General features: G+C 67.5%; 12 protein-coding genes. All 12 read right to left on the bottom strand.

Translation table 11 applies throughout. The features are described from left to right. Positions 1-31 precede the first annotated feature (31 nt). Entirely contained in the window at positions 32-400 is a 369-nt protein-coding gene (locus BLT40_RS06035; protein ID WP_090352242.1) for a hypothetical protein, read from the bottom strand. A 106-nt stretch (positions 401-506) separates the two neighbouring features. Beyond that, entirely contained in the window at positions 507-1,691 is a 1,185-nt protein-coding gene (locus tag BLT40_RS06030; protein WP_255363958.1) for a hypothetical protein, read from the bottom strand. A 2-nt stretch (positions 1,692-1,693) separates the two neighbouring features. Beyond that, on the bottom strand, positions 1,694-2,854 hold the full coding sequence (locus BLT40_RS06025) for a glycosyltransferase family 4 protein (protein WP_090352240.1): 1,161 nt from the start codon (positions 2,852-2,854) through the stop codon (positions 1,694-1,696). After that, positions 2,851-3,432 carry a polysaccharide deacetylase family protein gene (locus BLT40_RS06020; protein WP_255363957.1) on the bottom strand — a complete coding sequence of 194 codons (582 nt, stop codon included), beginning with the start codon at positions 3,430-3,432 and terminating at the stop codon, positions 2,851-2,853. Before BLT40_RS06020 ends, BLT40_RS06025 begins: the two co-directional genes overlap by 4 nt. Positions 3,433-3,485: 53 nt before the next feature. After that, positions 3,486-4,697, bottom strand: a complete 1,212-nt coding sequence (locus tag BLT40_RS06015) for a glycosyltransferase family 4 protein (protein WP_090352235.1) — start codon at positions 4,695-4,697, stop codon at positions 3,486-3,488. Continuing rightward, positions 4,694-5,815 carry a glycosyltransferase gene (locus tag BLT40_RS06010; RefSeq protein ID WP_079521946.1) on the bottom strand — a complete coding sequence of 374 codons (1,122 nt, stop codon included), beginning with the start codon at positions 5,813-5,815 and terminating at the stop codon, positions 4,694-4,696. The genes BLT40_RS06015 and BLT40_RS06010 overlap by 4 nt, the downstream gene beginning before the upstream one ends. Then, positions 5,812-7,167, bottom strand: coding sequence for a phenylacetate--CoA ligase family protein (locus BLT40_RS06005; RefSeq protein ID WP_090352232.1), 1,356 nt, complete (start codon positions 7,165-7,167; stop codon positions 5,812-5,814). The genes BLT40_RS06010 and BLT40_RS06005 overlap by 4 nt, the downstream gene beginning before the upstream one ends. Then, complete coding sequence (locus tag BLT40_RS06000) at positions 7,164-8,426, bottom strand: O-antigen ligase family protein (protein ID WP_090352229.1); 1,263 nt, start codon at positions 8,424-8,426, stop codon at positions 7,164-7,166. The genes BLT40_RS06005 and BLT40_RS06000 overlap by 4 nt, the downstream gene beginning before the upstream one ends. Continuing rightward, positions 8,414-9,511: a polysaccharide deacetylase family protein gene (locus BLT40_RS05995; protein ID WP_255363956.1), complete on the bottom strand. Its 1,098-nt coding sequence runs from the start codon at positions 9,509-9,511 to the stop codon at positions 8,414-8,416. The genes BLT40_RS06000 and BLT40_RS05995 overlap by 13 nt, the downstream gene beginning before the upstream one ends. A gap of 5 nt (positions 9,512-9,516) precedes the next feature. After that, positions 9,517-10,647, bottom strand: coding sequence for a glycosyltransferase family 2 protein (locus tag BLT40_RS05990; RefSeq protein WP_090352223.1), 1,131 nt, complete (start codon positions 10,645-10,647; stop codon positions 9,517-9,519). Beyond that, positions 10,644-17,021 carry a non-ribosomal peptide synthetase gene (locus BLT40_RS05985; protein WP_090352221.1) on the bottom strand — a complete coding sequence of 2,126 codons (6,378 nt, stop codon included), beginning with the start codon at positions 17,019-17,021 and terminating at the stop codon, positions 10,644-10,646. Before BLT40_RS05985 ends, BLT40_RS05990 begins: the two co-directional genes overlap by 4 nt. Further along, the gene (locus BLT40_RS05980) at positions 17,018-23,794 is read right to left on the bottom strand and encodes a polyketide synthase (RefSeq protein ID WP_255363955.1); all 6,777 of its coding nucleotides are present in this window, start codon (positions 23,792-23,794) and stop codon (positions 17,018-17,020) included. The genes BLT40_RS05985 and BLT40_RS05980 overlap by 4 nt, the downstream gene beginning before the upstream one ends. Positions 23,795-23,895: the final 101 nt, after the last annotated feature.

Below are 23,895 nucleotides of genomic sequence, written 5' to 3'. Positions count from 1 at the left end.
TCAGGCGGTCGGCATCGCACGGTGGCGTTCGTCAGGCGATAGGGGGGCGGAGCGGGGAGCGCTCGTAGGTCGGCGTCACACCGGTACGGAGCGTCGCGGTCAGGTGTACGTGCGGCACGCCGGCGAGCAGGGCGGGCATCGTCGAGGGTACGGCCACGTTATGGGCGCAGCTGCAGTGGCAGCCGCCGCCTTCGTTCAGAACGCAGGTATCGCCCGGTGCGGTGTCGCTGGTGGCGATGGCGGTCGTGGCACCCGCCGTGTCGACGGACGCGGACGTCGGTCCGTCGAGCAGGCAGAACGTCGCCATGGTCAGCTTGAACATCAGCACGGCCAGCGCGAGCACCCACACGCCGCGATGGCGGCGAAGTCGGGTGAACAGGCGGGGCGTGGCGAGATGCATGGGCTGCGATGCTACTGGACGACGCGGCTGTTAGACAATTTCAGGCGTGGGGGCGGCCTGTTGGGCGGTGGCGTTGCCGGCCTGGGGGTCGCGCGCAGGCGCGCTCCTACATGGTGGTTGCGGCGGTCTCGTGGGCGACCGGCTGCTTGCCCGGCTTCGGCAGCTCGAAGTCGCGATAGCGGCCGGGGTCGCCGGCGAGGCCGGCTTCGGCGGCTTTGGCGATGTTGTACATCTCGCGGGCGGTGACGTAGTGGAGTACGTAGTGCACACCATCGTTGTAGACCGCCTCGAGGTGGTCGTGCATGGTATCGGCGGGAGCGCCGAGCAGCGTGTCCATGTCGCGTTCCTGGGTGCCGTGGGTGTGCACCTTGACGAAGACCCACTCGGGGCGGCCTTCGACGTGGATGCCCGTATCCACCCATTGATCGACACGCGAGGGCGTCGGTGGGCAGCCTTTGCGCACATCGGAGTTCTCGATACGCGGGATGACGCCGAAGCGCCGGTCTTTCCAGTTGAGGCCCAGCGGCCCCTGGATGATCAGCAGGTCGCCACTCGGTTTGCCGCCCACGCGCATCGGCACGCCGGTGTCGTGCGATTTGCAGCGCTGCGGGTCGTCGGTGGCGTAGTAGATCGCATTGGACATCCGCGTCTGCGTGTCGCTGGGGGCGGAGGGCAGGGTGAAGTCCGCGTAGCAACCCAGCTCGCGCAACAGGATCAGCTCGTTGTCGATGCCGCACCAGCGGCCGTCGGCGCGTGAGTTGTCCAGGCACCAGTTACCGTGGATGAAGGCGAACCGCAGCTGGCCGGTGACGGGATCGCGCGGCAAGGCATCGTGCCTGTCGTGCAGAAGGCGGTTGAAGCGGTCGATGGTGGCGACGAAGTTGGCTTCCGTGTCGTTGTCGTGATGCAGATGGATTTCGATCTCACCGTACCCGTCGGCACAAAGCGACTGCAGCTTGTCCAGGTGCTCCTCGACGTATTCCTCTTCCGGATAGAAGAAGCTGTGCTGTGGCACGCGGCCGTCCGCGTCCCGATGGCGCGCCGCCAGTGCGCGATAGTCGCTGCACCAGCGGTCTACGCGACGCCGCTGCGTATCCATGTCCACGCGCCCCCAGTTCGGCTCGAAATGGTCGACGAAGCAGAACAGCACGTGTTTCGGTCCTGCCACCTTCGGCGGCTTGCGCCGGGTCAGGTATCCCCACAGCCAGTACTGCATGTTGCGTGCGCGGATGGCCACGGTGCCCGCCGCGGCGACCAGCAGGAGCAGGACGAGCAGGGCGATGACGATCACATTCAGGCTCCGGCCGGGACGAGGGTGAGCAGCTGCGCGGCGTTGTTGCGCCACTGCCGCTCGCTGGCGATGTAGTCGCGGGCGGCGTCGCCCACGCGCTGGCGTTCGTCGGCATGGCGCGCCAGCGCGAGCACGCGATCGACGCAGGCGGCGGCGTCACCGTGCGGAAACAGCCAGCCCGTGCGGCCATCGTCGATCACTTCCGCCACCGGCGCGTAGTCGGGCGCGACCACCGCCACACCCATACCCATGAACTCGAACAGTTTCATGGGAGACCCGTAGTGATTGGAATTCGGCAGCACGGCATAGTCCATACAGGCGATCCAGCTGGCGACCTCGTCGTGCGGCACCCGACCCGGCAGCAATACCCGGTCGGCCAGACCGCGATCCGCGATCAGCGCCCGGACCGCGGGCAGCGTCCTGCCATCGCCGACGAATACGAGGGCCAGTTCCGGCACGGCATCCAGCTGCCCGGCGATGGCTTCGACGAAACCATCCACACCGTGCCAGTGGGCGAAGGCGCCGATATGGCCGCACACCACCCGGCCGGTCAGGCCGCGCGAGGCGCGCAGTGCGGCGACATCGAAGCGCGATGGATCGAAACGCGGCAGGTCGACCGCATTGGGCGAGACCACACTGGGGGCGATAGCGCCGTATGCGTCGCGCGCGACGTCACGAAAGTACGTGGAGATGAAGACCAGACCCGTCGCACGCCGCAGGCACCAGCCCTCGATGCGCCGGGCCAGCCCTTTCATCGTCAACGGGCGCACCCGGTCGACCAGCGCCGAGTCGTTGATCTCCAGCACCAGGGGGATGCCGCGCCGACGTGCGAGCCAGATGGTGGCGAACAGGAACAGGGAGTAGCGTTCGTAGATCAGTGCGGGCGGCGCCTTGCGCCAGGCGCGTGCCATACGAAACCACGTGACCACGTTGTAAAGCAGCTCGAACATCTCGAAGACGACGCCAGGCAAGCGCGTCACCAGCGTGGCGATGCGACCCCGCTTGCCGGGCGAGGCGTCCTCGACCTCCCGCTCGGGATCGGCGCCGGGGAAAGACATGACGGAAACGTCGTGCCCGAGCTCACGCAGCGCCTGCACGATACCGCGGATATGCACTCCCTCGACGTGGCGACCGCGCGTGCGGTGGTGATACAGGATCTTCATGGCGCCGACCCTTCCAGTGCCGCGAAGCCGAAGCCCTGCGACAGCCACTCAGGCAGCATCACGTCGAGTGCCTCGGTCGCCTTGTCGCTGTCGTCGTGCATGAGCACGATGTCGCCGGGCACGGGCGGGTCGTTGCGCAGGCGGGCGATCAGCGTCTCCACCGGGGCATCCTGATAGTCGAGACTGTCGTAGGACCAGTAGACCAGATTGCGCTTGCGCCGCGCGAAGTGCAGCAGCAACTGCGCGCCCACGTAACCGCTGGGCGGGCGCATCCGGTGATGCGGGCGGTCGTCGAACAGCCGCAGCAGTGCGTCGGTGCGATACACCTCGTCCAGCTGTTTCGTGAGGGTCATGTTGCTGAAAGACCAGTGGCTGTACGAGTGATTGCCGATCATGTGGCCCTCGGCGACGATCCGCTGCACGATCTCCGGGTACTGCTCGATCTTCTCGCCGACAAGGAAGAAGCTGGCTTTGACGCCGTGCCTCGCGAGGGTGTCGAGCAGGCGCGGCGTGTGGCCTGGCTCGGGGCCGTCGTCGAAGCTGAGGTAGCGCAGGCAGGCGTCGCGCGTCCGGGTCATCACCAGGGTTTCGGGGAGAAGCCCGAGGAGTTCAAGTTTTCTGGGTTTTCGGATCATGGTGTCGGCGGATGGCGAGGGTGGGCGCGTGCCGCGAGGTGGGGGCCGCGCGCGTGGCGCGCTCCCACATGGGCGACGTGGGCGAGGATGCGCTCGAGGCGGTCGATGTTTTCGTCCCAGCGGAACGTGGCGGCATGGTCGGCGATGGCGGCTGCGTCGAAGTGGCGTTCCAGGGCTTCGATCAGTGCGGTTCCCAGTTCGTGCGGCTGATGGGGCGGAACGAGGATGCCGGCGTGTTCGGGGACCACTTCGGGGATGCCACCCACATGGGTGGCGACGATGGGCGTGCCGCAGGCCATCGCTTCCAGTATCACGTTGGGAACGCCTTCGTTGTGACTGGGCAGGCAGAGGACATCCGCCGCACGGAACCAGTCGGCGGTGGCTGCGTGGTCCACCGCACCCTCGAAATGCACGGCGGTGGCACAACACAGCGACGCCGCGCGATCTTCGAGGTGAGCGCGGCTCGCACCGCTGCCGACGAAGACCAGACGTGCGTCGCGATGACGCCCGACCAGCTGCGGAAAGGCGTCGATCAGATCGTGGCAGCCCTTCGTCGCCTTGAGGTTGCCGACATAAAGGACGAGCGGTACCTCGGGCGGCAGCCCCAGCCGAAGCCGCGCGGCGGTGCGATCGCCGCTATGAAACACCCGCGTGTCGACCCCGTTGTACAGCGTCTCGACGGTGTCGGCGTGCGCACCCAGGGACACCGCGCGCGCGGCGAGCGCACGACTGACCGCGACGACGCCGGCCGCGCCACGCAGAGCCTGCCGGATCTGCGGACGCCGGAGACGTGCCTCCGCCTGCACGTTGAGGTCGCTGCCGTGCACCTTGACCACGTACGGTATACCGAGCAGCCGCGCGATCCACGCGCCGGCCACCGCATCCGGGAAGGCCCAGCTGGCGAGCAGCACGTCGTAGTGCGCGCTACGGATCTCGCGTCCGCGCTGCCACATGACGCAGGCGAAGAAGCACAACGCGTTGAGGAAGCGGCCGAAGCCCGGCGGGTGATAAAAGGTGAACCAGTCTTCGCGGATTCCCGACACACGCGTTTCGCCCTGGCGCCCCGCCATGCGCTCGCGAAATTCCACCGCGGTGAGTACATCCACGTCGTGACGCTCGCCGAGGCGCTGGAACTGCTGCCGGTTGAACGTGCCGCGCCGCGGATCCCACGGCGTGGGGAACAGGTTGGTCAGGACGAGGACTTTCACGTCACGGCCTCCCTGTCGCCGAAGTACAGGCGGCCATAGCGCGCCGCCATCGCGTCGAGCGAGCCATGCGCCTCGACCCAGTCGCGCGCGGCACGGCCCAGACGCGACGCGCGCTGCGATTCATGGAGCAGACCGAGCATCGCTTCGGCCAGTGCCGGGGGATCGCAGGCGGGCACGATATTCCCCGTCGCCCCGTCGCTGACGATCTCCGCGTTGCCGCCGACGTCGGTGGCGACGATGGGCAGGCCGGTGGCGCAGGCCTCCAGCAAGGCCATGGAGTAGCCCTCCGTGATCGAGGGCAGCACGAACAGGTCCAGGCCCTGCAGTAGTTCGCGTACGTCGTCGCGGTCGCCGAGAAAATGCACGCAGCCGGCGACGCCTTCATCGTACGCGCAGGCGCGTAAGGTCTCGCGAAGCTCGCCGTCGCCGATCAGCACGAGCGCGGTATCGGATCGCTTGTGGCGCACCAGGCGGAACGCGCGGATCAGGCTGGCCTGATCCTTCGCCCAGTTGAGCCGTCCCACGGTGCCGATGATCCGGGTGGCGTCGGGAATCTTCAAAAGGTTGGTCAGGCGTTCGTGCATGGCGTCGGACGCCACGTCGAAGCCTTCGACGACGATCCCGTTCGGCACTACGCAGGTTTTCCTGGCCGGCGCGACGCCGCGGCGTACCGCGTCGCGACGGGCGGCTTCGCATACCGCCACGACCGCGTCGGTCGCCTTCAGGGCGCGGCGAAACAACCATTCGCGGCGGCCACCCTTGCGGTTGGCACCGCCCATGCCATGGCGCGTGTTCACCACCTGGCGGATGCCCATACCCGCGCTGGCCAGCACCGCCTGGTAGTGCGCCACCGCGTTATGCGTGTGCAGCACCTCGGTGTAGTGCCCGGCGATGAACTGCCGTGCGCACGCGAGCGCACGGAGGTCCAGTCCCGTCTTCTTGCCGCAGGCATGTACCGGAATGCCCAGCCGGTCGAGCTCGCCGGCCAGCGAGCCGCGCTCGAACAGGCAGACCACCTGGACCTTGTCACCCTGACGATGCTGGGCCTTCACCAGGTCGATGACCATGCGTTCGAGGCCGCCGCGGTTGAGGTTCTCGACGAAGTGCGTGATGTTCACGAGGCAAGCTCCGAGACGGTGACACGCAACTTGCCGCTGCGGGTGAGCGGAATGTCGTCGACGAAATGGCAGTGCAGTTCGGCGCTGTCGCCGATGACCTTGCCCACTTCATGACGGATATAGGCGAGCGAGGCGTCGTCGAAGCCATCGCCACGCACGATGGAAAGATCGAGCCGGTCGAGACGGCGTTGTACCAGCTGAAAGCGCTGCAGCCCCGGCACGTCCTTAAGCATGTGCGGAAAGAATTCTCCCGGCAGGACGTGACCGGCGGGGGTGCGAATGGCGTCGAGCTTGCGGCCGTCGACCGACGCGAGCATCGGCAGGCCGCGTCCGCAGGGGCAGCGGCGCGTGGCGTGGGTCGCCATGTCACCGTTGACGTAGCGAATGAAGGGCATGCCGCGATTGAACAGGTCGGTGATGGCTACTTCGCCGCTGCCGTGGGTGACCGGATGGCCATCGACGAGTGTCTCCACCACGAGGTGGTCCGCATTCACATGCAGCCCGTCGCGGTGCTCGCACTCGGAGGCGATCAGCATGAACTCGCGGCAGCCGTAGGTGTTGAAGGCCGGTGCGCCGAACGCGCGTTCGATGATCTCGCGCTGAAACGGATGCAGGGCCTCGGCCGCGCCGATGATCGAGGCGGGCCGCGCGATCTGTCGGCCGGTCGCAAGCAGCCATTCGGCGAGACGTACCAGCGGGCCGACGTAGCCGACGAGTACTTCCGGCTTATAGGCGTCGATGGCGTCCGCGTAGGAGGCGAGGTTGGTCTCGCTCATGTGGAAGCTGTCGAGCAGCTTGCGCGCGAACACCGCGTTGTAGATCCGGTCTTTGATCCGGTGCGCCGTCGAGGGGCTGCCCACCGCTCCGCCCCAGAGGAACAGCGTGCGCCGCCCCATGCGCGATCCGGCCCAGCCGTAGCCGCGCCACATCACCGCGACGCGGCGGTCGTTACTCTCGCGGGTGAAGCCGAAGCGCAGCGGTTCGCCGGTCGAGCCGCCCGTCGCCTTGTAGCCGAGGGTGTCTTTCAGCAAACTCGCCTTCAGTTCGTCCGCATGGTGGCGGATATCCGCCTTGGTCAGTACGGGAAGCATCGCGAAGTCGGCCATGCTGCGGATGTCGCCCGGCCGCATGCCGATCTCGGTCCAGCGGCGGCGGTAATAAGGCACCTCGTGCCAGCACCAGTCCAGCAGCGAGCGCAGCCGGTCCATCTGCAACGCCTCGAGCCGCTCCGGTGTGAGCCACTGGTCACGTTCGTAGGCACGCACATGTCCAGGGGTATCCCGCCGCCGAAGGCCGCCTTCGTAGGCGGGCCAGACGACGCGGCGAAGCAGGTTTTCGTAGATGGCGCTCATACGGTCCTCAGCAGCACGGCAACGAGGACGAAAAAGCCCGCGATGGTGCCCATCGCAGCGGGGACCCAACGCCAGCCGCCGTCGGACAGACGGAAGAAGGGGAGCTCCGGCCAGCGGCGACGCGCACCCACGTAGTGGCCGGCGACCATGGCGGCGATGAGGTACATGACGATCATGTAGCTGCGGCTGAGGAAGAACGCCGAGGCAAACAGCCCGCAAAGCGACAGCAACAGCGTCAGCGCCATCTGCCGCTCGGTTGCCCAGTCGGCTTCGACGGCCGCGTCCTTCCCGGGCACGCGCACATGCCGCACGATGGTCAACATCATCCAGAAGCCATACCCGACGAAGGCAAGCCACAACACGAAGCCGACGAACCCGGTTTCCGCGATGACCAGCACGAACGAGTTATGAGCGGTGAGCTCGTTGTACTCGGTGAAGTTGCCGGCGCCGACGCCAAAGATCGGGTTGTCGCGGAACATCTCGAGTCCCGCGTACCAGGCGTCCACGCGACCGGCGGCGGACTCCTCGCCGGCATCCAGCTCGTCCATGCGCGACGAGAGCAGCTTCATGACGGTGAGACCGATCACGCCGAGCACGCCGGCGAAGGCGATGCCACGCCGGTACCAGACATAGCAGCCGGCGACGACGAGCACCGCGAGCATCGCACCGCGCGAGTTGGTGAGAAAGATCCCGTACAGAAGCAGTGCGGCGGCGCCGAGCCAGACAAGGCGCATCGCGCCCGCACCCGGGCGGCCCAGAAACATCGCCATCGGCAGCGTGGCGGCGAAGAGCAGGCCCAGATCGTTGGGGTCGTTGAAGATGCCGACATACTGGATGCGGCCGCCTTCGCCGATCGGGATGCCGGTCCAGCCCATGCCGGTCTTCGCCTGTTCGATGCCGTGCAGCGCGAGCACCGCCGCGCAGATGACGAACACGGTCATCGCCGTCCGCACGCGCTTCTGCGTGCTGCATGCGGCACCGAGGACGAAGAACGCGATGACGGCCGGGCCGAACCTGGCGAGCTCGTCGACCGCGCCACCGGTCCATCCGTTGGCGACTTCCGAGACCATCAGGATCAGCAGGAAGGCCGGGAGGATGATGAATTGCGGCGCCTGGAAGGTCTTGTCGCGCGAGATCAGCCACGCGCCGAACGCCAGCATCAGTACCACGGGCAGGATAGGCACGAGATCCAGCCCCGGCACGTAATCCTGCGGCCGGATGATGGTGAGCACCACATAGACCAGGATCAGAGGGAACATGGTCGCGCCTGTGGTCCGGTGGCTTCGTGTGCGGCGGTGGGATAACTCATGAGCTGCGGCAGCGCGAGCATCGCCGCGAACCAGCCCGGTCCCATGTTCGCCTCCACCGGCAGACGGTGCAGGGCGTAGCGATTCTCGCTGGGCTCCGGGTTGGTGCCGCAGACATAGCTGCACGCGAGCCGGAACCCCGCATTGCGTGTGGCTGCGATCACGGCTTCGTTGTAAGCACGATCGCCGCCGACCGGATAAGACATCAGGATCGACGGGTGGCGCAGCTCGCGGTCGAGCGTCGCTTTCGAGGCCCGGATCTCGCGCTCCATTTCATCTTCCGGCAGCCGGGCCAGCATGCGGTGATGCACGCCATGCGAACCGAACTCGTGGCCGCTGGCCTCCATCTCCCGCGCCTGGTCCCAGGTCATCGGGCGGCAGTCGGGCGGTCGCGCGTCGGCGGATGGCATGTTCCATTCCTGCTCGAGCCGTTCGGTCATCGCGGTCTGACCCAGGGCATCGAGCCATTTCATGCGCAGCAACACGTTGCCGGCGATGCGTCGACGCGAGGCGCGATCCGGCGGCAGGACGATGTCGATACCGAGTTCGGGCAACTGCAGGCGTGGCGCGCCGGTCACCAGAATCATGTGGACGAGCCAGTCGTATCCATACGGGCGACCGGTATCGAGATGTCCGGTGGAGACGAAGAAGGTCGCAGGCACGCCCACCTCATCGAGGATGGGTGCCGCGATACGGTAGTTGTCGTCGTAGCCGTCGTCGAAGGTGATCGCCACCGTATCCGGCGGTAAGGCCTCGCCGGCGTCGAGCGCCGCGACGATGTCGGTGAGGCGCATCGGCCGGAAGAATTTCCTGATCCGGATCATCTGCTCGCGGAACTCCGCGGGCGGCGTGCTGATCAGTTCGAGGTCGAACTCGTAGGTATCCGGATCCGGCAGCGGCATCACCCGGTGATAGGCGAGGATGCGCAGGTCGCGCTGCCACCATGCCCGTACGCGTTGCAACGGATGCAGCAGGCCACTGGAGTAGCAGAGTTCGCCGAGTCTGCCCCGGATACCGGGTGCACCACGAAGGGGCATATCGATCACCATAAGTGCAGCCTTCGGTTACGGGCGAAGGCAACGAGCGCCTGCGCCGCGAAGAGGTTGAGATAGAAGAACGCCAGCGCGATACGCAGCGGAAACCAGCGTCCCACGGGGGGACGGAACTTCGCGAGCGCGACCATGGCGGCACAGACGACCAGTCCGCCGAAGGCCACCGCGTACATCGGATGCCGTGTCACCAGCAGGCCGGTGCTGCAGGTGAGCGCAACGAGCAACCATGGCGCCAGCAGCCGCAACACCTTGTGGCTGACAAAGCGGAACCACAGCGGATTGGCCCAGGGCAGCAGCAGCCACGGCGCCAGCTGGATCAGCTGGAAATTGCCGGCGAGCGTACGGATCTTGCGGCGCTTCTCGTCCTCCGCTCCCTGCGACGGCTGGTCCCAGGCCATCGCCCTGGGTTCGAACACCACACGTTTGCCCTGCGCGGCGACCCGCATCGGCACCAGCACGTCGTCGAGCACGGTACCGGCTGGAAGCGGCCGGAACAGGTGGCGGCGCATGGCGTACAGCGCGCCACTGACGCCGATGGTCGAGCCGGACAAGGCCTCCGCATGGCGTATGCCTTTCTCGTAACGCCAGTAAAAATCCACACCCTGGGCGAAGCCGGTGCGCACGTTCTCCATGTGCAGTTCACCGCCCACCGCGCCGACGGTCGGGTCGGCCAGGTTGGCGACCAGCTCCTTCAGGGCGACCGGTGAGAGTTTCTGGCGGACATCGGTGAACAGCAGCACCTCGCCTCGCGTGAGGCCGACGGCGTCGTTGAGGCAGGCGGCCTTGCCGCGACGGTTCGGGAAATCGAGCACGGTCAGCCGTGGATCCGTCGAACGCCGCGCGAGCAGGACGGTCGCGTCATGGCAACCGTCGCAGGCGATCACGATGTCGATCAGCTCGGCGGGGTAGTCGAGTTGCTGCAGGCTGGCCAGCTTGGCGCGGATAAACCCGGCACCGTCGTGCACGGCGACGACGATGCTCACGGTCGGCAGGATGCCGCGTTTCGCCACCGGGAGCGGACGCAGGCGCGAGAGCAACCAGACCCACAGCGGATAGCCCACGAAGACGTGGACCAGCAGGATGGACGATGTCCAGCAGACGATCCAGGCGAGATGCGTCATGGCGTGCTGCGTCCGAGCAGGCGACTGAAAAGGCCGCGCTTTGCCGTGATCGCCGGTGCGGGCGTGGCGATGGCGAGTTCGGCGGCAAGCGTGCCGAGGGTGCCGTTGGCGATATCCAGCAGATTGAGCTGGATACCGCTCAGCTTCTGCACGCGCTGCGCCATGTCGACCGCTAGCAGGGAGTGGCCGCCGACATCGAAGAAGTTGTCGCTGGTGCGGACGCGGCCCACGCCCAGCAGCTCCCGCCAGACACTGGCGAGGAGACGCTCGCTCTCGGTATGCGGTTCACTGTCCACCGTGCGTCCACCGGGCGCGCCGTTGTCGGGCACCGGCAGCGACGCGATATCCGGCTCGCCGGTGGGTAACAGCGGCAGCGCGTCCAGCATGGTGATGTGAGCCGGCATCGAGGACGCCGGCAGGGACGTCGCGAGCGAGGCACGCAGGTCGTCGGTGTCCGGCGAGTAGCCCGGAGCGGCCAGTGCGTATACGTCGATGCGCATCAGACCGTCGCGGTCGCGACGCGGCACGGCGATGGCACGCACGATGCCCGGCTGGGCGAGCGTGAGGGCTTCGATGGCCGTCGGTTCGACGTCGAGGCCATGGCGGCGAAAGCGACGGTCCTCCCGGTCGAGCACCTGCAACTGGCCGTCGGCCAGCCAGCGTCCGCGGTAGCCCGTCCTTGCCAGCCGGCCGTCGGTCGGCTGGCGGTCGGCCTGCGCACGGTTGCCGAACGGCATGGCCAGCGCGAGGCCGGCCACGGCGACCTGGCCCGTCGCGCCGATGGGGCAGGGTTCGCCGCTATCGTCGAGGATCCAGGCCTCGCTGTTGGCAAGCGGCCGGCCTTCGTGCAGGGCGTCGGCCGCGCGCTCCACCTGACCGCATGCCGCGACGGGCGCGGACATGGCGTCGCCGAACAGGGTCCACAGGCCGGCGGTGGCGCCCGCGACATGCGTGGCCAGTTCGGCGGTGGGCAGGCCCCCGGCGACCACGGCGCGCATGCCCGGATCGCCGGACCAGCCCTGGCGCACGAGTGCGTGCCAGGTTTCAGGTGTGGCGATGAAGACGTCCATGGCATCCAGGCGTCCGTGAGCGAGATCGTGGGCGTCCTGCTCGAACCAGGTGGCGCCGTGGGCGAGCGCGAGCAGGGGCTCGACGACGGACATCGCATCGGAAGGCGACGCGTCGCCGGCGATGCGCTTGCCGGGACGCACGCCCAACGTGCCGGCCAGTGCCTGCAGCGTGTTGGCGAGCGCACGATGCGACAACGCCGCACCGCGTGCCTTGCCCTCGACATCCGGAGCGTAAAAGGCGATCGCCGCATCGTCGGGCGAGGGCCGTACGGCAAACGGCGCAACGTTCCACGTCGCGACGTCCGGTTCTCCCTCGTGCAGGTCGAGCCACACGGCACAGGCGCGCGGCCAGTCGAGCATGGCCTCGAGCGCCGCGTCGCCCACCATCACCGTGGCCCGTGCGTCGGCAAGGATGTCGCGCAGGCGGGCCGCCGGGTCGGCGCGATCGAGCAGCAGCGCCGTCGCACCGGTCAGTCCGATAGCGAGCAGGGCCGCCACGCGGTCCGCACCCGGATTCACGCACAGGCCGACGACCTCGCCCGCATGCGCACCCCGCTCGTGCAGCAGCGCCGCGATCCGTGAAGCACGCTCCAGAAGCGCGTCGTAGCGGAGCGTGCGCGTATGCTGGACGATCGCTACGGCGTCCGGGTTCGTCTTAGCCGCCGCCGCGACCATGCCATACAGGTCGACAGGCAGGACGATGTCGGTATCCGTCGCGTTCCAGTGACGCATGCGCTCGCGCTCGGCCGGGGTCGCAGCCGTGAGTGCGCCGACCGCGATGGCGGGATCGGCCGCGACCGTACGCATCATGTCGAGGTAACGCTCGCGCATCAGCCGCGCCGTGGCGGCCTGCAGCAGGTCGGCGTTGTAGGTCACGCCGCCGACCATGCCGGCGTGGCTCTCGAGGAACCACAGGCCGAGGTCTTCCGTGGCGCCACTCTGGAAGAGCAGGATCTGCTCGTGCTCCAGACCGCCCCAGTCGACCGCACGCTGGCGGGCGTCCTGGAACGAGAACAGCGCCTGGTACAGCGTGGCGCCCGCTCCTTGTCCGATTTTCAGCTCACGCTGCAGGTATTCCAGGGGGACGTCCGGATGGCCGAAGGCCTCGATCGCCTTGCGCCTGACCAGACGTACGAACTCGAGGAACGACAGCGCGGGATCGACCGACACGTGCAGCGGCAGCAGATTGTTGAAGTAGCCCATGACCGATTCGACCTCGGTCTGGTTACGGCCACGGACCGGTGTGCCGACCACGAGTTCCCGTTGCCCAGCCGAGCTGGACAGCATCGCGAAGTACAGCGCGAGCAGCGTCATGTTGAGGGTGGCGTCGGCCTGCCGTGCCACGTCGTGCATGGCGTCGGTCTCGGCGCGCGACACGCGGATCCACTCGGTGCGTCCCAGTCCGGACATGCCGGGCCGGCGCGGATGGTCGGTCGGCAGCGCCCGGACGTCGCCCATCTGTGCAAGACGTTCGCGCCAGAAGCCCAGCTGCGCCTGGAACGCCGCGGACTCCAGCCAGTGCGCGTGCCATTCGGCGAAGTCGCCGTAGCTCACCGGGAGGGCGACCAGCGGCGAGGGCAGACCGGCCACGAAGCTGCGATACAGCGCCGACAATTCGTTGTACAGGATGTCGAACGACCAGCCGTCCCAGATGATGTGGTGCGGCATGAAGAACAGCGCGTGCTCGGTATCGCCCAGGCGGAACAGGCGCGCACTGAACAGCGGTGCGCGGCGGAGGTCGAACGGCGTGTCCGTCAGCTGCTGCAGACGCGCCATCAGCGTCGCTTCGCGCTCGTCGTCCGGCAGGTGACTGAGATCCTCCGCCGGGAACAACGGGTACGTCAGTTGCGGCTCGATCACCTGGACGATGTCGTTGCCCACGTCGCGGAACGCCGTCCGCATGCTGGACTGCCGCTGGATCAGGGCCTGGAAGGCCATGTCGAAGGCATGTTCGTCCAGACGCCCGCGAAGCCGGTGCGCCGATGGCGCGTTATACGTGACCCGACCGGGATGCATGCGCTCCAGCGCCCACAGGCGCCGCTGCATCAGCGACAGCGGCGCGTGGTGCTGATCGCTGCGGTGGCCGATCGGCTCCGCGGCGGGCGCCGAGCCGCTGGCGACCTGCGATCCGATGGCGGCGGCCAGTTGCTCGATCGTGGGAGCGTCGAACAGCGTCCGGAACGACAGGCTCACGCCGAACTCGCGGTTGAGCTTCGCCGTGAGCTGCGCGGCCAGCAGGGAGTGCCCTCCGAGGGCGAAGAAGTCGTCGCGCACGTCGAGGTCCGGCAGGCAGAGCACTGCTTCCATCGCGAGGGCGACCCGTCGCTCGTCGTCGTTGCGCGGCGCGACGCGCGCACCCGGTGTCGCGACGGAGTGCGCGATCGGCGGCGGCAACGCCTTGCGGTCGGTCTTGCCGTTGGGCAGCAGCGGCACGCTGTCCAGCACGAGGATGTGCTGGGGCACCATGTAGTCGGGCAGGCGCGAGCGCAGGTACGACCGTAGCGATTCCTCCTCCGGGGCGATGCCGTCGCGGCCCACCACGTAGGCCACGAGGCGTACGTCGCCGGGACGGTCTTCACGCGCGATGACGACGGCGCGGGCGACCGCCGGCACGTCGGCAAGCACGCTTTCGATCTCGCCGGGCTCGATGCGATACCCGCGCACCTTCACCTGAAAGTCGAGGCGACCCAGATGTTCCAGGACGCCTTTCGCGGTCCACCGGCCACGATCGCCCGTGCGGTACATGCGGGAATCGGGCGCCTCCGACCAGGGATCGGCGATGAATTTCTCGGCGGTGAGTTCGGGGCGGTCGAGATAGCCGAGGGTAACGCCCGCGCCGCCGATGTGGATTTCGCCCGGTACGCCGAGCGGGCAATGATGGCCGCGCTCGTCGAGGATATGCACCGTGGTGTTGGCGATGGGGCGGCCGATGTAGATTCCCTCGCGCGGATCGGAGACACGCCAGTAGGTGGAGTAGACCGTCGTCTCGGTCGGGCCGTAGCCGTTCCAGACCTCGCCACAGCGGTCCAGCAGCGCCTCGGCGAGATCGACGGGCAGCGGTTCGCCGCCGGAAACGGCACGGAAAGCGGGACGACCGTGCCACCCCGCGTCGATCAGCAGTCGCCACCCGGCTGGCGTGGCCTGCATCATCGTGGCGTCGCAGTCCTCGATCAGGCGCCGCAGCTGTCCGCCATCGCGCACGTCGTCGCGACCGGCGATGACGACTTCGGCGCCGCTGGTGAGCGGCAACATCATTTCCATGAAGGCGATATCGAAGGACAGGGTGGTCACGGCGACCAGACGGTCGTCCGGCGCGATGCCCGGCACACGCTGCATGCTGGTGAGGAAGTTCGCAGCCGCGCGGTGCGGTACGCGTACACCCTTCGGCCGTCCGGTCGATCCGGAGGTGAAGATCACATAGGCCACGGAATCCGGCGTGCCCGCGCGCCGGTCGCGTGCGGGGCGGTCGAACGACGCGTGGACCACCTCGTCGCTGTTCAGTGCGATGACGCGGCGTGCATCGAACTCGAACGCCAGGGGTGTTTCGTCATCGACGACCAGCGCGGCAAGCCGCGCGTCCTCGGCCATGAAGGCCAGGCGTTCGGCGGGGAAGGCCGGGTCGAGGGGCACATAGCCCGCGCCGGATTTGAGTACGCCCAGCACGGAGGCCAGCATGTCGAGTCCACGGCCGAGCGACAGCCCGACCAGGGCACCGTGGCTGACGTCGCGTGCGCGCAGTGCGTTGGCGACGCGGTTGGACCGTGACTCCAGCGCCGCATAGGTCAGCGTACGGTCGGCGTGACGTACGGCGATGCGCTCCGGCGCGCGGTCGCACTGCTGCTCGAAGAACTCGTGCGCGAGGCGCAGTTCCGGAAACGGCGTCGGTGCCGGTTGCAGACCGGCGAGTTCGCGATAGACGGCGTCGGAGACGACCGGCAGTGCGACCGCTTCGGTCATGGGCGCACGCGCCGCGTGACGCAGCAAGGTGGCATAGGCGTCGAGCCAGCCCTGCACGGTGGCGGCGTCGAACAGATCGGCGTTGTACTGGCACTCGAGACGAACTCCGCCCTGGACCTGCACGGCGTTGACGAACAGTTCGAAGTTCTCGAACTCGCGCGGGATGGCGTCCACGTCGAAACGAAGGTCCGGGAAAGCTGCCGTCGTCTCATCGAGCTGCGCATCCAGATTGAACAGCACGGCGACCAGCGGCAGGCGCGACGGATCGCGTGTAAGGGAGAGGCGGGCAAGCAGACTGCCCAGCGTGTAGCGCTGATGATCGAACGCGTCGAGCAGGTGGCCGCGTACGTCCCCGAGAACGTCCGCGAAGCTCGCGCCATCGTCGATGCGTGCCCGCAGGGGCAGCACGTTGACGCAGTGGCCCACGAGCGTGTCCAGTCCCTCGCCGGCCTGGCCCGCCGACGGTATGCCGATCACCACATCGTCCTGGCCCCCGACGCGGCGGAGCAGCACAGCGAATGCGGCGACCAGCGTGGCGTGGAAGCTGGCCCGGTGCGTCGCGCCCAGGCGCTTGATGGACTCGACATCCGCGGTGTCCAGCAGACGGTCTTCGCGCCGGGAGGTGAACGTACGACGACGGGGACGGGGCCGGTCCACGGGAAGGTCCAGTGCGGGCGGCGTGTCGGCGAAGCGGCCTAGCCAGTACTGTTCGTCCGCGCGGGCGGCCACGCTGCCGACGTGCGTGGCTTCGTTCAGCGCGAAGGTCGAGAACGCGCATACCGGCGCCGGACCGGCGCCCTTGCCCAGGCGTTGCGCGTAAAGCGCGGCGAGATCGCGGACGATCACGCCGAACGACCAGCCGTCGCACACGATGTGGTGCGCGGCGATGGTCAGCAGATGACGGTCGGCGGCCAGGCGAAAGATCTCCGCGCGGACCAGCGGGCCGTGTTCGAGATCGAAGGGTGTCGTGACGATGCGCGAGAATGCCGCCTGTAAACGTGCGTCGCTCTCGAACGGCGGCAACGGCGAAAGATCGTGACTCGCGATGGGCAGCGTCGTGTGGTCGGCGACGAGCATCCCTTCGCCGTCGCGGCTGAGCGTGGCCCTGAGGGCCTCGTGACGGTCGACCACCGCCTGCAGTGCCCACATGAGGGCCGCTACGTCGAGCAAGCCCTTGAACGTCAGCGAGACCGCTTCGTTGTACGCCAGCGAGGCTTCCGGCTCCAGCCGGGATGCCAGCCACACCTCGCGTTGGGGTTCGGTCGTCGGCAGCACGCGCGACAGCGGCGCGGCGGCGAACGGATCGTAGTCGACCGCTGTGGCGGCGGCCAGCTCGTTCGATATCATGCGGTCACCCTCAGGTACTTGCCCGGCGCATCCGGGTTGGGAACGAACCACGCGGGATGGCCTTCGGGATCCTTGCCCAGACGTGCGCCCGGGACGGGTGGGCGCTCAGCGTCGAAGGATGCGGTCTCGCGGCGGCGCGGCAGGAATTCGGCTTCCTGCATTTCGAGAATCGATTCGCGGAACGCGGTGGCGATGGCGGCGAAGTCGGCCTCGCCGTGTGCGGTCGTGAAGAAGCAGGGGAAGTTGTCGAGGATGTGGATGCCACGGCTGCGCATCATCGCGAACAGCAGATCCTGCAACGGATGGTCTTCCGCGAAGGTGGTCTTCCAGACGGAAGCGAAGTGCACGACGCGCACCGGCGCACCGACGCTCGCGCAGAAGGCGTTGAGCTCCTCCGCCATGGCGGTGACCTTCGCATTGAGGGTGGCCTGCAACTGGCCGCCTTCCTTCGCCAGATGCGTGAGCACGGCGTGCGCGGCCGCCAGGGCCAGCGGATGACGCACGAAAGTGCCGGCGAAATATGTGACGCCGACGGTCGGCGTGGAGTCATCACCGAACTGCCAGTGACCGCCGTCGAGCGCATCCATGAAACGACGCTTGCCCGCGATGACGCCGATGGGGAAACCGCCGCCGACGACCTTGCCGTACGACGCCATGTCGGCATCGATGCCGAGTACGGCCTGTGCACCGCGTGGATGGGCGCGGAAACCGGTGACCACCTCGTCGAAGATCAGTAGTGAACCCGATTCTTCAGTGATCGCGCGCAGCTCCTGCAGGAACTCCACGGGCTGGAAGTCCGGTCGACGGCTCTGCACCGGCTCGACCAGTACCGCGGCGATCTCGTGGGCGCGCTCGCGGATGATCCGTAGCGCTTCCGGTGTGCCGTAGTCGAGGACCAACACATGTTCGGAGGTATTGCGCAGGATGCCCGGCGCGGCCGGTACGGACTTCAGTTTCTTCGTGCCACGAACGATCACCTCGTCGAAGATGCCGTGGTACGAGCCGGTGAAAATGACCAGGGTGTCGCGACCGGTCACCGTGCGCGCCACACGCACGCAGCCCATGACCGCCTCGGAACCGGTGTTGCACAGCGCCGCGCGATCGAAGCCGGTGAGGTCGCAGACCTGTTTCGCCACGATGCCGGCCAGCGGATGCTGCGGGCCGATCTCGTATCCCTCGTCGAGTTGCTTGCGCACGGTGTCGAGGACGAAGTCCGGCTGCCAGCCGAACAGATTCATGCCGAAGCCGTTCAGCGCGTCGACGTAGCGATTGCCATCGAGGTCCCAGACGTTGGCGCCTTTGGAGCGCTCGATCACGATCTGGTAGATGATTTCCTTCAACAGCGGGCGAAAGCCGTTGACCACCCGCGGATCGGCCAGATGTGGTCGGTGTTCTTCCGTATACGCCTTGGAGGCTTTGGTGCGCTCGATGTACCGGCGCATGAAGGCATCCAGCCGCGCACGCTGGCGGGCGCTGAGGTCCGTCCCACCGTGGTGAATCCGTGCGATGGCGCCGAAGGCCTTCCTGACGTCGTACGTGGTATGCGCAAGCGCGGCCTCTTCGCCGTCGTTGGCCGCCACGGTTGCCTCAGTCGGTCCTTGCGCTCTGCCAGGAGCCGGGGCAGGCCCTGCCACAGGGCCTGCGGTTCCCGCCAGCAACGCCAACTGCTCCCGCATGATCTGCATCTGCTGGGTAATGATGTCCTGTACCAGTCCAGCCCCCGCGGTGCTCGGCGCCGCCGCTCCGGTAGGAGCCAGCCCCGCTGGCGACCCGGCAAAGCCGGCCAGACTGACGCCAGACCCACCGCCGGCCACGCTGGCTCCTGCAACAGCCTTTGCATCGGGCTCCGCCATTGCCTCAGCCGGCAACAACCGGTCGATATGCGCCGCCAGGCTTTCGAACGACGAACACCCATCCATCAGTTCACGGAAGGTGATCTTCAACGCGTACGTCCTCTGCAGCTGCAACGCCACCTGGGTGAGCGACAGCGAGTCGAGCCCCAGCTCAACGAAGTTCGACGCGCGATCGACGCCCTCGAGTTCAGCCCCCGAGACATCCTCGAACAGGGCGAGCAGCTCACCGACAAGGCGCTGGGGACGGGCGGATACGGGCGAATTGGGCATGGAGAGCTCCAGGGACTGGGGCGAGACGATGTCGTGATGGTCTGCTTCGTTGGGCGAGGTGGTGTCCGGGTCGCGCGCGGGGCGCGCTCCTGCGGAGGGGAGTGCCTCGGATAGCTGTGCAATGCCGGCCATGCCGGCGGCAACTTGCGAAAGCGACACCCCCGCTGCGATCGCCGTCACCGAGGCCGCCACCCGCGCCTCCACCCAGTGCCGCTTCCGCTCGAACGGATACGTCGGCAAACGCACACGCCGCCGTTGCGCGCGGTGGTCGAGCGCCGCGATGGCGACCGTCACACCCGCGCTCCACAGCGCACCGGCGGCGCCGAGCAGGGCGGCGCGCTCATCGGAAGGGCCATCCCCCAGACTCGGAACGATCGTGCGACCGCGTGCCTGTGCATGTTGGCGACCCAGCACCGCGAGGCTCGGCCGGGGACCGACTTCGAGAAAGGCCGTCGAGGTGTCTTCCAGTGCATGCAGAAGAGCCGGCGAGAACCGCACGCTCTCACGCAGATGACGCGTCCAGTAGTCGGGTGAGGTCGCCTCGGCGTCGGTCAGCGGGACGCCGGTCAGTGTCGACACGATAGCGATGGTGGGTGAGGAAAGCGGCACCGCCGCAACCTCCGCATGAAACGCATCGAGCACCGGATCCATCATGCCCGAGTGGAACGCGTGCGAGGTGTGCAGAAGCCGGCAAGCGATCCCTTCCGCGTCGAGCCCGGCCCGGAACGCCTCGATCTCGCCGGAGGGCCCTGAAACGACGCTCGCGTTAGGCGCATTCTCCGCCGCAAGGGACAACGTGCCCGGAAGCCGCGCATGCAGTTCCGCCGCTCCCAGACGAACCGAAAGCATGCTGCCTGCGGGTAATGCCTGCATCATCCGCCCGCGACGCGCGACGAGGCGCGCGGCCTCGGCCAGCGGTATCACACCTGCCAGTGCGGCCGCGGTGAATTCGCCTACGCTGTGCCCGATCATGGCGACGGGATGGACGCCCAGGCTCATCCACAGGCGGGCGAGCGCGTATTCAAGCGCAAACGTCGCAGGCTGCGTGAGTGCCGTCGCCTTCAGGGCATCCGCATCGTCGTCGAACATCCGCTCCCGCAGATCGAAGCCCAGTTCGTCGCGCAAGGCGCAGGTGACCTCGTCCAGTGCCGCACGAAACACCGGCTCCGTCGCATGCAGTTCGCGACCCATGCCGGCGTACTGCGAGCCCTGGCCCGGGAACAGGAACACGATGCCGGGCGACGGATCGCTGCTGGTACGGCAGATCGCGGCAGCTGCCACGTCACGAAGCTGCGCTTCGGCTTCGCCATGCGACACCGCGACGACGTGCGTACGCTGTCCGAAGGATTTGCGGCCGCTGGCCAATGTCCAGGCCGTGTCGGCGAGATTGCTGTCCGGATGCATGGCGATGTGGTCGGCCAGCCGCGCCGCGGCGGCGGCGAGGGCGGCCGGCGTGCGCGCGGACAAGGTCAGCAACTGCGGGCCGGTCGCGGCATCCGACGGTGCACGCGCCGGCGCTTCGCCAAGGATCACGTGGGCATTCGTGCCGCCCACGCCGAACGAGCTGACGCCGGCCAGCAGCGGACCGGCGCTCTGCCACGGCCGCAGCGTATCGTTGACGACGAACGGCGATGCCGCGAGATTGAGCCGGGGATTGGGGGCGGTGAAATGCAGCGACGGCGGAAGACGACGCTCGCTCAGCGCCAGGGCCGTCTTGATGACGCCGGCCGCCCCGGCGGCCATGACCAGGTGGCCGACGTTGCTCTTCAGCGACCCGATCGCGCAGAAGCCCGTATCGTTCGTGGTCTGCCGGAAGGCCTCGGTAAGCCCTTCGATCTCGATGGGATCGCCCAGTGGCGTGGCCGTACCATGGGCTTCGATGTACGAAATATCACGCGCGGCCACGCCGGCGTCGTTAAGCGCCATCGTGATGACGGCTGCCTGGCCCGCGGCGTTGGGTGCGGTGAAGCTGGCCTTGACCGCGCCATCGTTATTCACCGCCGCGCCGCGAATGGTGGCGTAGATGGGGTCGCCGTCGCGCACCGCGTCCGACAGCCGCTTTAGTAAGACGACTGCCGCGCCATCGCTGAACACGGTGCCCCGTGCGTTCACATCGAACGTCCGCGTATGGCCGTCGGGCGAAAGCATCGAGCCCTCCTGAGCAAGGTAGCCGCTGTTCGGCGGGCAGGCGATCGACGAACCGCCGGCCAGCGCCATAGCGCAGCGACCGGCGCGCAGTGCGTCGAACGCCTGCACGATCGCTACCAGTGACGTGGAGCAGGCCGTGTTGAGACTGATGGCCGGGCCGGTGAGATTGAGTTTGTGCGCGACACGCGAGGCGACGTAATCCTTTTCGTTGCCCAGCATCACCTGGAAGGCACCGAGCTTTTCGATCAGGTCGGGGCGGCCGCTGATGTGCTTCTGAAAGTACGTCGCATTGTGCATACCGCCGAAGATGCCGACGGGTGCCTCTTGCCCATCCGGTACATAGCCGGCGCGCTCCATGCACTCCCAGCACAGTTCCATGAAGAGGCGCTGCTGCGGGTCGGTCAGCTCGGCTTCGCGCGGCGACATGCCGAAGAACGAGGCGTCGAAGTCGCCCACGCCGTCGAGGACGCCGCGCGCCGGGACGTAGCCTGGATCGTCGCGCTCCGAGGCAGGTATCGCGGCATCGAGTTCGTCGGGCGCGAAGAAGCGGATCGTTTCGCGACCTTCGCACAAGTTGTCCCAGAACGACTCCACATCGGGCGCGCCCGGAAACCGGCCGGCCATGGCGATAATCGCCACCGGCTCGCCTGCCGTCGACGTACCGCTGGCGAGCCGGCTCGACAGTGCGTGCCGCGAGGCGCGCCCACCGATCACCGCGGCGACCGCGGCGGGCGTGGGTTCCGCGAAAAAACCGACGAGCGTTGGTACGGCGGACAACGCGTTGTGAATGCGCGTCATGACGCGCGTCGCCAGCAGCGAATTGCCGCCGAGGTCGAAGAAATTGTCGTCGCGGCCCACGCGCTCCACGCCGAGCGTCGCGGCGAAAAGATCGCACAGCGCGCTTTCGACATCGCCACGCGGTGCGACAAAGGTGGCAGCCAGTTCAGGACGCGAACGATCCGGGGCGGGCAGGGCATGCCGGTCCAGCTTGCCATTGCCGTTGATCGGCAGCGCATCCATCCGCACCCATGCCGTCGGAATCATGTAGGCCGGCAAAAGGACGCTGAGCTGATCGCGCAGGGCACGTGCGGCGATGCCCGTGCCCTGGCTTTGGTAGGAGCGAGCCTGCTCGTGATCGCAGATGCGGTCACCTCCCACCACGTAATAAGCCACCAACCGCCGATCCCCTGGCTCATCCTCGCGAGCCACCACGGCCGCGGTAGCCACCCCAGGCAACCCACGCAATGCGAACTCCACCTCACCACACTCGATCCGGTATCCGCGAATCTTCACCTGCCCATCGGCCCGTCCTATGAAGGCGAGATTCCCATCGGGAAGAAAGCGAACCAGATCGCCCGTGCGATAAAGGGTCCCGTGCTTCGATGAGACAAAGCGCTCGGCCGTCAGCTCGGGGCGGTTGAGGTAACCGCTGGCGACGCCCGAGCCACCGATATACAGCTCACCGATGTCCCCGTCGGCCACCGGTTCACCCTGTTCGTTCCACACATGCAGCGAGGTCGCGCCGATCGCGCGCCCGATGGGAATCGCACCGGCATCCCCCGGAAGGTCACGCGGAATGCGATAGGTCGTAGCGAAGGTGGTGCATTCGGTCGGGCCGTAGCCATTGATCAGCGTGGTCGCCGGGAGAGCCGCGAGCGCCCTGCGTACATGAGGCACCGATAAGGCTTCGCCACCCGTAAGGACGCAGCGCAGCCCGGCAAGATACGATGCATCGTCATCGACGATCGCGTTGAACAAGGCCGCGGTCAGCCAGGCCACCTCGGCACCGTGTCGTTCGACGGTGCGCGCGATGCCGCAGCCTGTCGGAACCCGGTCTCCATAAACCACACAGGTGCCGCCGTTCAACAGCGGCCCGAAGATCTCCAGCGTCGACGCATCGAAACCCAGCGGCGCCGCATGTAGCATTTTCAGGGCGTCGAAGTCGAGATAATGGGACTTCAGCACGAGCCGAAGAATCGACTCATGCCGGATCTCCACGCCCTTCGGCTTCCCCGTCGACCCCGAGGTAAACATGCAATAAGCCAGCGAGCTCTCCTGTAGGAGCGCGCCCCGCGCGCGACCGAAAACCGGGCCACCCACAAGATCCCTCAAGCCGAACACCGGAACCTCATCCAGCCCCGTCGTCCCGGGCCGATCCGCGATCACGGCGGCGACGTCCGCGTCCGTCAGCGCGAAGCGAATGCGATCCTCGGGCCACGAACCATCGATCGGCAGATAGGCCGCACCCGCCTTCAACACGCCAAGGATCGCAACGATCGCTTCCGCCGACCGCTCCATCAGTAACGCGACATAGCTCCCGGATGCAACGCCGGCGGACCTCAGCCCGGCGGCGACCCGATCGCTTTGCGCGTCCAGTTCGGCATAACTCAGGCTCAGTTCGTCGGAGGCGACGGCAAGATGCTGCGGATAGAGCGCGGCAATACGCACGAAGCGCGCATGTACCGTGGTATCGGGATTATCGGGGAAAATCGCATCATTCATGACCATGCCCTGCGCAGGTGGACGTCCGGCGCAATGGCATAGGCCGAACGGCCAGGGTCGAAGTGGTACGGCCGGCCTTGCCGGCTGGCGCGCCACCTTGC

It is taken from the genome of Dyella sp. 333MFSha (assembly GCF_900102405.1).
In the GTDB taxonomy this organism is placed as follows: domain Bacteria; phylum Pseudomonadota; class Gammaproteobacteria; order Xanthomonadales; family Rhodanobacteraceae; genus Luteibacter; species Luteibacter mycovicinus.
The sequence above is the reverse complement of the archived record's forward strand: the minus strand, read 5'-3'. Positions and strand labels throughout refer to the sequence as shown.